Here is a 12,819-nt window from a genome sequence, read left to right as displayed (position 1 = left end):
AACCTATTTAGAATAAGTAAAGACACTGATAGATATTTTCTTTTGCGAAAGCTAATTTTATAGTATTTTAGGGGAATTTTAATTTATAGATCATGAAAAGAATATTCATCGTTCTTTTAGGAATTTTATTCCATAATACATTTTCACAAAATTATTCGCAATATGTGAATCCGTTTATCGGAACAGGCGGCCACGGACATACTTTTCCGGGAGCGATTGTTCCCTTCGGAATGGTGCAGCTATCTCCGGATACAAGAATCGACGGAAGCTGGGACGGCTGCAGCGGCTATCATTACTCAGATTCCGTGATTTATGGATTTTCTCATACGCATCTTAACGGAACGGGAGTTTCGGATTATGGAGATATTATGCTGATGCCAACGATGGGAAACCCGGGACTTACTCCAAAAGAATATTCTTCAAAATTTTCACATAAAAACGAAAAAGCTTCGGCAGGATTTTATTCGGTTAAATTAGATAAGCACAATATTGATGTACGTTTAACCACTACAAAAAGAGTAGGTTACCATGAATACACATTCAATAATGCCGGAAATGCCAATATTATTTTAGACTTAAATCACAGGGATAAATTATTGCAAGGTGAGGTAAAAATTATCAATGACAAAACGATCGAAGTTTCCCGCAGGAGCGAAGCCTGGGCAACCAACCAGTACATCTATGCCAGAATTGAGTTTTCAAAACCGATGCTCGAATCAAAATTAATACAATCTCATAATGCTACACCAAGAGGCATGATGCAGGAAAATAACTTTTATTACGGAAATGAGATACAGATTGCTTTTTCAAATAAAGTTAAAAAAGGCGAAAAAATTCTCGTAAAAGTATCAATTTCCACTACCGGTTATGAAGGCGCTGCCAAAAATATGCTTGCAGAAGGTAAATCAAATGATTTTGAAGCGATAAGAAAACAGGCCGTAGCTGACTGGGATAAAGAATTATCTAAAATCGAAGTTAAATCTTCGGATAAAGATAAGCTAGCTGTTTTTTACACAGCTATGTATCATGTTTTCACACAGCCGAACATTAATATGGATATTGACGGAAAATACAGAGGCCGCGACAACAAATTCTATATGACCAACGGTTTTGACTATTATTCGGTTTTTTCACTGTGGGACACCTTCAGAGCAGCACATCCTCTGATGACACTGATTGACAGAAAAAGAACGGCAGATTTCATCAATACTTTTATCAAACAGTATGAGCAGGGCGGAAAACTTCCCGTTTGGGAACTGGCTTCCAACGAAACAGAATGTATGATCGGTTATCATGCAGTGTCGGTTATTGCCGATGCCATGGCAAAGGGAATCACCGGTTTTGATTATGAAAAAGCATTCGAGGCCTCCAAACATTCTGCCATGCTGGATATCTTCGGGTTAAATGCCTACAAACAGAATAATTTCATCAGTATTGATGATGAACATGAAAGTGTTTCCAAAACGGTAGAATATGCCTATGACGACTGGTGTATTGCGCAAATGGCTAAAATTTTAGGCAAAAAAGAAGATTACCAGTATTTTATGAAGCGCTCTCAGAACTGGAAAAACCTCTACAATCCTAAAAACGGATTTATGCAGCCGAGAAAAAACGGAAACTGGTACGAGCCTTTTGAACCTCGTGAAGTGAACAATAACTATACGGAAGGAAATTCATGGCATTATTCTTATTCTGTTCAGCAGGATATTCCGGGATTAATTGCAGCTCATGGCGGAAAGGAAAAGTTTGAGCAGTTTATTGACGCTATTTTTTCTGCACCGGATAAAACCACAGGAAGAGAACAGGTGGATATCACCGGACTGATCGGGCAATATGCCCAGGGAAATGAACCGAGCCACCATATTGCGTACCTTTACAATTATGTCGATAAGCCGGAAAAAACAGATGCGAAGATTAAATTCATCCTCGATAACTATTATAAAAATACTCCGGACGGACTGATCGGAAATGAAGATTGCGGACAGATGAGCGCATGGTACATTCTGAGTGCCCTGGGAATTTATTCCGTAACACCCGGATTACCCGAATGGCAGACCACAAAACCTTATTTTGATGAGGTTAAAATTCATCTGGAAGACGGAACCACGAGAACCATCACTAAAAATACAGGCAAAGAAGAACTTAAAAAACTTGGTTTTGAAAATGCAAAATCCTACAAAGATTTTAAATATGATGAATTAACAGCTTCGCCCGTGATTGCAGCAGCAAGAATCTTTGATCTTAATACGAAAGTAGAAATTACTGCCATGAATCCTGATGATAAAATTTACTACATGACACTCGACGAAGGAGATGCTAATGTTAGAAAAATGTTCATGCCTTACAAAGGTCCGTTCACCATTACCAAAACAACGCAGGTTGCCGCTTACGCAGAGCGAAAAGGAGAAAAAAGCTCTATTGTAAGAGCCGACTTCAACAGAAGACCTAATAATTGGGACATTTCGGTACTTTCCCATCCTACTCCACAGTATACTGCAAGTGGAAAATTATCTTTAATTGACGGCATCAGCGGTGATACCAACTGGCGAAAAGGAGAATGGCTGGGTTACCAGGGACAGACTTTTGAAGCCGTTATCGATATGAGATCTCCACAGCAATTCACAAAATTGTCTTCCACCTATCTTCAGGACAGCAGAGCATGGATTTTAATGCCGAAAAAAGTAGAATATTATGTTTCAAACAACGGCAAAGATTACATTCTGCTGAAAACGGTGGAAAATACACTTGATCCGAAAGACGAAACCGTTCAGATAAAAGATTTTTCAGCTGAGGTATTGCCTACACAGGCTCGATTTATCAAAGTAAAAGCTTATCATTTCGGCAAACTTCCGGAATGGCACCAGGGAGCGGGGGGCGATGCTTATATTTTTGTGGATGAAATTTCCGTGAAATAATACTGATCATGAAAAAACTGTTATTTTTTTTCTTTTTAGTTTTAAACGTTGTAACGTTGTACGCCTGCAAATGTAAAACAGATCCGTTAGCAGAAAACTATCTGGCTGCAGATGTTGCGGGAATTATCAGAATTATAAAGGTCTACGGCGAAAATGCGGAACAGAGAACTTATAAGGCAGATATAAAATTTGAAAAGATTTATAAAGGTAAGAAATTCCAAACGCTTACTGTAAGGGGCCTTATCGGAAATCCGTATTCAGGAGCGTGCGAAACAGATGTACAGCCTGGTGAAACCTATCTTATTTTATTGAATAAATACAATGGTGAATATTCTATTTCGTCCTGTTCTCCGAAATACAGGTTTGATATGGAGAAGGAAAAAGCAACATCTGAAGTTTTGGAAAAAACATTCGCCTATATTGATAAAAATAAATTTGCTTTCACAGGACTGCAATTTGCGACGTGCTTTGATGAATTACAAAAAGGTAACAAATCTGATCTTTCAGCAATAAAAAACTTTTCGCCGAAAAATCCGTTTGCAATTTATAAGGTAAAAGTTAATGATTATTCTAAAATTGAGGAACTGACTCCGGTCACAACTTTCGGAGATAAGGATCAAGAAATTGAAAACATTCTTAAAAGAAATATGATTATCGACACCCCTATGTTCTTCGATCATAAACCCGGAGAAGAATTTTTGATATTACTTTTATACCTTCCGGATAATATCAATACAAAATATGGAGAAATAATCAATTTTGAATGGTAAAAAACTAAACCTCTTCTTTTGAAGAGGTTTTTTATTTTAATTCATATTTTCCGACCACTTCAGCTCTTCCGGTAATTGTCTGTCTGAAAATTCGATATGAATCACCCTTCTTTTTTTTCCGTTTGTAGTACGGTTTGATCCATGAAGAAGTAAAGGCTTCATGAGCATTATTCCGCCTTTATGCACCCTGCAGATGGTTTCTGTTTCTACGGACCAGTCGATGGTTTCGGGGCGGTAAATTCCTTTCGCGTGTGATGTTGGAATTACTTTTAACGCACCGTTGTATTCATCGGTATCATCCAGGTGAATCCTAATAGTAAAAATATTTTCCAGAATGTCAATCGGCGGCTGAACGGCAAACTGATTCTGCTTCGTAGTCCACGGACCAAATCCCGGAAGATCTGTTTTTTTGTCAACAGAAATCGTAAGATCCTGATGATATGCCACATACCAATTTGATTTTTCAGGCTTATCAAAGTAAATGCTTTTCACCACAAAATATTTTTCTCCGAAAATTTCTGTGATGATGTTCTTTATATTTTCATTGAAAACCAGCTCCCTGACTTGAGGAATTTCTTTTAAAAATTGCCTGATCGCGAAAAGATCATCTGATTTTCTGAATGTCTCTTTCGAGGTATCTATATTTTGAATGATTTCTCCGATCTTTTTAATTTCTTCTTCCGAAAAAACGTTGTTAATTACAGTAAAGCCATTTTCCTGTATTGAGTTTTTATGATGGTCTAAATTCATTTTCTAAAAAACAGTTTTTTGAAAAGCAAAGATGCAAAGATTTTCTTTTAATGATCACATAGATTTTGCAGATTCTATGTTATTACTGTTAATTTGAATTAGGAATCATGCAGCAATTTTGTCATCCTGAAAGGATCTCAACAAGAGTATTTTTTAAAAAGACTTCGCTTAAAGCGTAATATTAAAGGTATAATAACTCAATATTTATGTTTTCTCCCGCGGATGACACGTATAACGCAGATTGTATGACTTATAAAAATTAAGGATTTTATAATAATTTCATGAAGAAAAGTTCCGGCATGACCAATTAGCCCCGATCGAACGGCATGTCTGAGCTCTTTCCGAGTTCTTTTCGCGGCGGCAAAGCCGCCGCGAAAAGAACTCGGAAAAGCGAGTAGTGAGAGCGGGAAAAAGCTTCAAATAAAAAAATAAATACTGCTTTTCGATATAATTAAATTGCTCCTTAAAAAAATTCACAAATACAATTCGACGGAGTCAAATAGCTCCTAAAAAAATAGCCAACAGTGAATGCACTATTGACCATTTTTCTTATTTACTACATATTTTAAAGATCACCACCATGATTATCCAGCTGTCCTTCCCATTTGGAAACCGCTGAAGTTGCCAAAGCATTTCCAAGAACGTTGGTCATACTTCTTCCCATATCACAGAAATGGTCAATCGGAAGGATCAGGGCGATTCCTTCAGGAGGAATTCCGAACATGGAACATGTGGCCACAATGATTACCAGAGAAGCTCTCGGAACACCTGCAATTCCTTTTGAAGTAAGCATCAATACTAAAAGCATAGTGATTTGCTGACCAATACTCATTTCAATTCCATAAATCTGGGCAATGAAAATGGAAGCAAACGTCATGTACATCATACTCCCATCCAGATTAAAAGAATAGCCTAATGGTAAAATAAATGATACCACCCTGTTATTACAGCCGAATCTCTCAAGCTCTTCTACCAGTTTCGGGAAAACTGCTTCAGAACTGGTGGTGGAAAAGGCAATAAGCAAAGGTTCTTTAATTCTTCTCAGCAATTCAAAAAGCCGGTTGCCGATGATTAAATATCCTACAAGTAAGAGAACCAGCCAGAGAATGCCCAGTGCAAAGAAAAAATCCCTGAGATAAATGGCATAAACCTTAAAGATCTCAAAACCATTGGTTGCCACTACTGCTGCAATAGCTCCCAGGACACCCAGCGGAGCAAACCACATAATATAACCTACCATTTTCAGGATTCCATGGGCGATAATATCAAACAGCTTTACAACAGGTTGTGCATATTCGTCTCCCAAATTGGCCAGTGCAATCCCAAACATGATAGAAAATACCACAATCTGCAGCACTTCATTGGTAGCAAAAGCTTCAAAAACACTTTTAGGAATAATATGCTTTACAAAATCTTCCATGGAAAATCCTTTGCTGCTTTTCAGAAGTTCATCTGCGGAAGCCGCATCCTGAATAGGGAGTGTTGTCACGTGTCCCGGCTCCAGCCAGTTTACCAACATAAGACCAATAAACAGAGATACCAAGGAAGCAGAGATGAACCATAACATCGCTTTTGTACCTACCCTTCCGATCATCTTAATATCACTCATTTTGGCAATTCCCACCACCAGGGTCGTAAATACCAAAGGTGCGATAATCATCTGCACCAGACGAATGAAAACAGTTCCTAAGAGTTTTATGTTTTTAGAAAACGGTTCTGCGCTTTCAGGATAACGGATGTGTACAAATCCGCCGATGGCCACACCCAGAATCAAGGCAACAACGATGGCTATAAATAGTTTATTCTGTCCTTTCATATAGATAATTCAAGTTTGGCAAATATAATATTTTTAGAATTGCTTCCAATCCCACATCAGATATAATACAGCCGTTATCAGATATTGAGTTCAGAATGTCTTTATTTAAAGAACAATTTTATCAATCTGAATTACATTTCTTTTTTAATTTCATGAAAATAAATCCTAAATATGATCTTTTGGTATAAATTTTATTGTTATCTTGATCATATTAAATACATCAAAATATACAACTATGAAAAAAACTATCGCAATGGCTGCCTTAGCTGTAGCTATCTCTTTGGGATCAGTTTCATGCAAAAAAAAGGTTTCTGATACCGACCTGCAGACGCAGGCTACTACGGTGGTAACCTCTAATCCTGGAGCTTCTGTAGAAGTAAAAGATGGTGTTGCACATCTCAGCGGCACCTTTGAAACCCAGGAAGAAAAAGACGCTATGATCACACAGCTTAAAGCCATCAACGGAATTAAGGACGTACATGATATGGCAACGGTAGCTCCTGCAGCCGCAGCAACACCTGCTCCTGTAGAAACGCAGTCTGCTGTGGATCCTGCCGTACAGCAAAAAGTACAAGATGCCGTAAAAGATATTCCCGGAGTAAAAGTGGAGGTCATAAACGGAGAACTAACCTTAACCGGAACTATTTCTGCTTCAGATGCAAGAAAAGTAAAAGAATCGGTAGATGCTTTAAAAGTAGGAAAGGTAAACTATAATTATACAGTTAAAAAATAACGACATGAGTACTTTAGAAGACAAATATTCAAGTGTGGTTTCTGCGGCACAGTCTGCAGGAATTTCTGATCTTAAAGTTCAGGAACAGGATGGTATTCTGTATGTTTCGGGAAGTGCCTCCAACACCGCTGCCAAAGATGCGGTATGGAATGCTTTGGGAACCATTGATTCCACTTATTCCGCTTCAGACATTAATATTGATGTACAGGTTTCCGGACTTACTACAGGAACGCCACTCACTGTAGCAACGGATGATTCTAATCTCAATATCAGACAGGAACCTTCCACGGATGCAGCTATTATCGGCAAAGTAAGCAAAGGTTCTTCCATCACGCTTGTAGAGCAGACTTCGGATGACTGGTGGAAAGTGAAAACTTCTGACGGACAGGAGGGATATGCTTATTCAAGATATTTGAGAGCTTAGTATCATTATCTATATAATTAAAAAACATCCTTTGTCAAAGGGATGTTTTATTTTTATGGAAAATTAACAGTTAGCCCCCAATTCCAGGGGAAAAATTAACTGTCTTTAACTCTATTAATTGTGAATTAAATAATGTTTTTTATAATTTTGCAGCTCTAATAATCTATGATACATGAAGAAATTAGCAATTCTGCTTATCCTGACATTCAATATTTTGATTCTTAACGCTCAAAAATTTAACATCGACGGAAAAATACTCGGCCTAGAAAAAAAACCTATTGAAAATGCAACGGTTTATCTTCTCAAGGAAAAAGATTCTTCTATTATCAATTATACTGCAACCAACCGCGAGGGAAAGTTTTCCCTGAAAGCAGACGAACTGAATGAACCCAGCATTCTGAAAATAGATGCCGACAAAATGATTTCTTTTTCCAAGCGTCTTGAAAAAATTGAAAAATCTTTTTCGTTAGGAGATATCGAGATGGAGAAAAACTCGATAACCAATATTGAGGAAGTTAGGCTTACGGCATCGCCGGTAAAGATTAAAAAGGATACGATTGAATTTAATGCTTCATCCATAAAGGTTCGTCCTGACAGTAAAATTGAAGAACTTCTTAAGCAAATTCCCGGCGTTCAGATTGATAACGACGGAAAAATCACGATCAATGGTAAAGAGATTGACCAGATTACCATCAACGGAAAGCCTTTCTTTGACAAAAACGGGAGAATAGCACTGCAGAATCTTCCTGCGGATATTATCAAAAACATCCAGTTTACCACGACAAAAACCAAAGAAGAGGAACTGAGCGGCAAGGCATCAAAGTCAAACAACGCCACCATTAATTTCAATATTGATGAAAAGAAAAACAAAGGGCTCATTTCACGACTTACGTTGGGCTATGGCTCTGACAAGAGATATGAAGGCAGCGGACTGCTGAGTTATTTTAAAAACGACACCAAAATAAGTATCCTGGCGGCTTCAAATAACATCAATTCTCAGGGCTTTTCCAGCGATGAGGTTTTCGACAGTATGGGTCGCGGAAGAAATTCGTGGCTGATGCAGGGTGGTTCCGTATACACTTCCGGAGGTGTTACCTATTATTCTTCAGCAGGACCTAACACCAAAGGTATTCAGAAGTCAACGACTATTGGATTCAATTACAGTGATAAATTCGGAAAAGATACCGACCTGGACAACCTCAGCTTAATCCACATCAATAATAATCTCGAAACAAGATCCAAAGTATCAAGAACAACCCTATTGCCAGATTATATTTTAAAAACAGATTCCGAAAACAATGGTGAAAATGAATCGAAGCAGTATAATTTCGATCTTTCAGCAAGAATTCGACTGGATTCTCTCACAAGCATTTATTTCTCTCCTTCATTCTCAAGAAATGAGATACATAATTTCAGCGCTTCCAATTCCCGTACATTCAAAGACAACGACCTGCTGAACACAAGTGATAATTACACCAAAACAGATTCTGAGAACAACTCCTTTAGCCCAAATATTTATTTCTCAAAGAAATTCCGTAAAAAAGGCAGGGAAATGCACGCGAGTATGAGCAGCAGCATCTCAGAAAATAAGGAAAATGTACTGAACAGATCTGAAAATATTTTCTATACACAGCCTCAATCTTTTGATAACAGAAACCAGTATTCTGTAAGGAAAAATCTCAACAACAATTATCGCTTCAATTTAGGATATTCAGAGCCTCTTTCGGACTCGTTGAATATTGGCCTGGGCATACGCTATAATTCATCGAATATGAGAAACCTGCGTGATGTAAATGATTTCAATGCGGCAACACAGGATTATTCCAGCTACAACGATATTTTATCAAACAGGATGAATCAGAAGATCGATGAGTTTACTCCCGAATTATCATTTGAACTCAACAAAAAGAAAATAAGTGCCTGGGGAGCTTTGAATGCAGATATTTCGAACATGAACGTCAATTCAAGCTTTACCGGTCAGAATTACGATCTGCAGAAAAACTTCATTCTTCCAGGCTATAATGTAGGACTAAACTATCAGTTTTCCCAGAATAAAAGATTAAATCTTTATCATTATTCAGACTTTACCATCCCGACTGCAGAACAGCTTACTCCTTACCGGGATATTTCAAATCCTTTGGTAGCCTTTCAGGGAAATCCGGATCTGAAAAACACATGGAGCAATTCCACGTATCTCTATTTCAACAATTTTAATATGGTAAAAACTATCAGCTATTACTTTAATATTGGATTTACTTATAAGAACAATGATATCATCAATTACTCTTCATTCGATGAAAGCGGAAGGCAGCTGATCACCTATGCCAATATCAGCGGTAATAAAAATTTCAACCTGGGAGGAGGTTTCAGCAAAACATTCAAATGGAAAGAAAATAAACTGACGATCAACCCAAGACTCAATACCAATTATGCATTCAATAAAGGTTTCGTGAACGGCCAGGAATTTACAAGCCAGTCATACAACATCAATCCCGGGATCAATTTAACGTACGAAATCAAAGAAAAACTAACGGTAAAACCTTCTTACACGATAGGATATAATTTTTCAAAATATAAAAATTACAGCATCGATGATGTAAATACCACCAATCAAGCTCTTAAGCTGGAACTTACCAACTACATTTTTAAAAGCAGGCTGATCTTAGGAAATGATGTGGAATATAATACAAGCACCAATATTGCACCCGGCTTTAAAAGAGATTTTTATTTCTGGAACACCAGCGTAGGCTATTCATTCTTTAATAAGCAGCTGACCGCCAAAGTAAAAGTCTATGATGTATTAAATCAAAACCAGAGTGTAAGAAGAGTGATTTCAAACACGTATTTTGAAGACCGTGACGATCTGATCCTAAAGCGTTATGTCATGTTCTCGCTAACAATGAAGCTTAATAAATTCGCAGGAAAAAAGACAAAAACCCAATAGATTAAAATTATTTACACAGCAGCATCCTCTTTTCGGGGATGCTTTTTTTGGTTTGTAAGTTGGCATATCTATCATTAACACTATTTAAAAACAAGCTATAAAACACTGAAATATAACAATTTGTACTTGATCGCCTTTTCGGACTGGTTGATTGCCTCTGCGGAGTGGTTGATTGCCTCTTCGGACCGATTGATTACTTCTCCGGACCAGTTGGTTGCTTCTCCGGACCGGCTGATCGCCTATTCGGAATGCCTGAACGTTTCTTCGAAGCGATTGATCGTTTCAACAAAATTCCTGAACATTACTTCTGACAGGTTGGAACGGTTATCAAAACAAATGAAAGACCTACCAAAGTTTTTGCTTATAGCAAAGGTTATTAATACCAATTCTTCAGAATCTTGTCCCAGTCAACAGTAAATAAAATCATTTATCATTAAATTAGCCACAAATTTTATATATGAAGATTCATTTTTCAATTTTGTTTATTTTATTATTCGTCTTTGGAAACGCACAGAATCCGGATGATGAAGATCATTTTGTGAAAGATAACTTTACAAAAAAGGAATTTTACATTCCGATGCGTGACGGGGTGAAACTTTATACAGCGGTCTACATTCCGAAAGATATTTCCAATAAAAACAAATATCCTTTCCTGATGCAGAGAACCTGCTACAGTATTGCGCCATACGGTGAAAATGAATACAGAGAAAGACTTGGTCCCAACAAATACCTGATGCAGGATAAATATATTTTTGTACTTCAGGATGTACGTGGAAGATATATGAGTGAAGGAACATTTACCAATATGACCCCGCAGGTTGACCGGAAAACCAAAATAGATGTCGATGAAAGTACGGACACTTACGATACCATCGAATATCTTCTGAAAAACATCAAAGGAAACAATGGAAAAGTGGGCCAGTACGGAACTTCTTATCCCGGATTTTATACTGCTGCAGGAGTCCTGGCGCAGCATCCATCTTTGGTTGCCTCTTCCCCGCAAGCTCCGATTTTAGATTTCTGGAATGACGATTTTCTCCATAACGGAAAAGTAATGCTAGGCTATTTCAGGACCTTCCCGGTTTTCGGCGTTCAGAAAACAAAACCGGAAAATAAAGCATGGTACAACGACACCATGATTAAACCTACTTCTGAAGATGGCCTTAAATTTTACAGAGATATGGGAACTTTGAAAGACGGGTACGAGAAATACTACAAGGATAATTTCTTTATGACCGAAATTATGAATCATCCGAATTACGATGAATTCTGGCAGAAAAGAAGTCTTCTTCCTCATCTTAAAAATGTAAACCATGCGGTAATGACCGTAGGCGGATGGTTTGACGCAGAAGACCTTTCGGGGCCATTAAATATTTATAAAACCATTGAAAAGACAAGCCCGAAAGCTAAAAATACAATTGTAATGGGACCGTTTTCACACGGGGCCTGGGCTTATGAACAGGGAAAACATTTTCATAATGACATCTATTTTGGGGACAGCATTGCAACATATTATCAGAAAAACGTGGAAACAAAGTTTTTCAGTCATTATCTGAAAGGAAATGCAAAACAGGATGCAGGTTTACCGGAAGCACTGATGTACGATACCGGCGCCAAACAATGGAGAGAATTTGCAACATACCCTCCGAAAGTAGCACAGAAAGTGAATTTCTATTTGTCTGGCGGCACATTGAAGAATACAGCAGGACAAGGTTTCTCGGAATATTACAGTGATCCGAATAATCCTGTTTTAAGTTCTGATAAGCTTAAAGATTTTAATGGTTTTACTCCGAAAAATTACATGTCGGAAGACCAGCGTTTTGCAGAGGGCAGACCGGATGTTCTGACTTTCACAACAGATGTACTGACGGAAGACGTCACTTTTGCAGGAGAGATCATGGCTAAATTAAATATCGCCTCTACATCATCCGACGCAGATTTTGCCGTGAAGCTGATTGATATTTATCCTGAAGATTTCAAGCCTGCCGCAAAAAAAGAAGGCGTGATTTACGGAAATTACCATCAGATGGTACGCAGCGAAATTATGCCTGCAAGATTCAGGAATTCGAGAGAAAAAGCAGAAGCTTTGGTTCCGGACCAGAAAACGGCTGTGAATTTCAGACTTCAGGATGTTGTTCATACTTTTAAAAAGGGGCATAAAATTCAGATTCAGATTTCTTCAACCTGGTTTCCGCTTTTTGCAGTCAACCCGCAAAAATTTTTAGACAATCCAAATTTTGCGACAAAAGAGGATTACACAAAAGCATTCATCAAAGTTTTTGATGACAGTGCGATTGAAGTTGAGGTTTTGAAATAAATTTCTAAAAGCTGTTCGGTCTGAACAGCTTTTTATTTTTTTTGTTTCTTATCTAAACGCAAAGATCTATTATAATTGGATACTTTTTAAGGAGCAAAGATGCGCGACAGGTCATTTATTAAGCTTAATTTGTGATCAAGGTCAAGGTGT

The 12,819-nt window shown here is 37.8% G+C and carries 9 protein-coding genes; 7 read left to right on the top strand and 2 right to left on the bottom strand.

Features of this window, described 5'->3' with window-relative positions:
• The first annotated feature begins 92 nt into the window (after window positions 1-92).
• Both M0D58_RS15730 and M0D58_RS15725 read left to right on the top strand, forming a co-directional pair.
• Window positions 93-2,915, top strand: a complete 2,823-nt coding sequence (locus M0D58_RS15730) for a GH92 family glycosyl hydrolase (protein WP_248391445.1) — start codon at window positions 93-95, stop codon at window positions 2,913-2,915.
• A gap of 8 nt (window positions 2,916-2,923) precedes the next feature.
• Complete coding sequence (locus M0D58_RS15725; protein WP_248391443.1) at window positions 2,924-3,685, top strand: hypothetical protein; 762 nt, start codon at window positions 2,924-2,926, stop codon at window positions 3,683-3,685.
• Window positions 3,686-3,721: 36 nt separating this feature from the next.
• Here the strand turns inward: M0D58_RS15725 and M0D58_RS15720 are convergent, their stop codons facing one another.
• Window positions 3,722-4,435, bottom strand: coding sequence for a phytanoyl-CoA dioxygenase family protein (locus M0D58_RS15720; RefSeq protein WP_248391441.1), 714 nt, complete (start codon window positions 4,433-4,435; stop codon window positions 3,722-3,724).
• Window positions 4,436-5,000: 565 nt separating this feature from the next.
• Window positions 5,001-6,251, bottom strand: a complete 1,251-nt coding sequence (locus tag M0D58_RS15715; RefSeq protein WP_248391439.1) for a dicarboxylate/amino acid:cation symporter — start codon at window positions 6,249-6,251, stop codon at window positions 5,001-5,003.
• Window positions 6,252-6,486: 235 nt separating this feature from the next.
• On the opposite strand from M0D58_RS15715, the gene M0D58_RS15710 reads away from it, so the two are divergent.
• The 5 genes from M0D58_RS15710 (at window position 6,487) to M0D58_RS15690 (ending at window position 12,669) form a co-directional block, all read left to right on the top strand.
• Complete coding sequence (locus M0D58_RS15710) at window positions 6,487-6,984, top strand: BON domain-containing protein (protein WP_248391437.1); 498 nt, start codon at window positions 6,487-6,489, stop codon at window positions 6,982-6,984.
• 4 nt (window positions 6,985-6,988) lie between these two features.
• Entirely contained in the window at window positions 6,989-7,408 is a 420-nt protein-coding gene (locus M0D58_RS15705) for an SH3 domain-containing protein (protein ID WP_248391435.1), read from the top strand.
• Between the two features lie 172 nt (window positions 7,409-7,580).
• The gene (locus M0D58_RS15700) at window positions 7,581-10,352 is read left to right on the top strand and encodes a TonB-dependent receptor (RefSeq protein WP_248391433.1); all 2,772 of its coding nucleotides are present in this window, start codon (window positions 7,581-7,583) and stop codon (window positions 10,350-10,352) included.
• Window positions 10,353-10,478: 126 nt separating this feature from the next.
• On the top strand, window positions 10,479-10,769 hold the full coding sequence (locus tag M0D58_RS15695; RefSeq protein WP_248391431.1) for a hypothetical protein: 291 nt from the start codon (window positions 10,479-10,481) through the stop codon (window positions 10,767-10,769).
• Window positions 10,770-10,809: 40 nt separating this feature from the next.
• A complete protein-coding gene (locus M0D58_RS15690) occupies window positions 10,810-12,669 on the top strand; it encodes a CocE/NonD family hydrolase (protein ID WP_248391429.1) in 1,860 nt (619 codons plus the stop codon).
• Window positions 12,670-12,819 lie beyond the last annotated feature (150 nt).

The sequence above is a fragment of the Chryseobacterium nepalense genome (assembly GCF_023195755.1).
Taxonomy (GTDB): Bacteria; Bacteroidota; Bacteroidia; order Flavobacteriales; family Weeksellaceae; genus Chryseobacterium; species Chryseobacterium nepalense.
The sequence above is the reverse complement of the archived record's forward strand: the minus strand, read 5'-3'. Positions and strand labels throughout refer to the sequence as shown.

Coding starts and splice junctions, on each gene's coding strand:
- M0D58_RS15705 (WP_248391435.1), top strand. CDS start 6,989: ATGAGTACTTTAGAAGACAAATATTCAAGTGTGGTTTCTGCGGCACAG.
- M0D58_RS15710 (WP_248391437.1), top strand. CDS start 6,487: ATGAAAAAAACTATCGCAATGGCTGCCTTAGCTGTAGCTATCTCTTTG.
- M0D58_RS15720 (WP_248391441.1), bottom strand. CDS start 4,435: ATGAATTTAGACCATCATAAAAACTCAATACAGGAAAATGGCTTTACT.
- M0D58_RS15700 (WP_248391433.1), top strand. CDS start 7,581: ATGAAGAAATTAGCAATTCTGCTTATCCTGACATTCAATATTTTGATT.
- M0D58_RS15725 (WP_248391443.1), top strand. CDS start 2,924: ATGAAAAAACTGTTATTTTTTTTCTTTTTAGTTTTAAACGTTGTAACG.
- M0D58_RS15690 (WP_248391429.1), top strand. CDS start 10,810: ATGAAGATTCATTTTTCAATTTTGTTTATTTTATTATTCGTCTTTGGA.
- M0D58_RS15715 (WP_248391439.1), bottom strand. CDS start 6,251: ATGAAAGGACAGAATAAACTATTTATAGCCATCGTTGTTGCCTTGATT.
- M0D58_RS15730 (WP_248391445.1), top strand. CDS start 93: ATGAAAAGAATATTCATCGTTCTTTTAGGAATTTTATTCCATAATACA.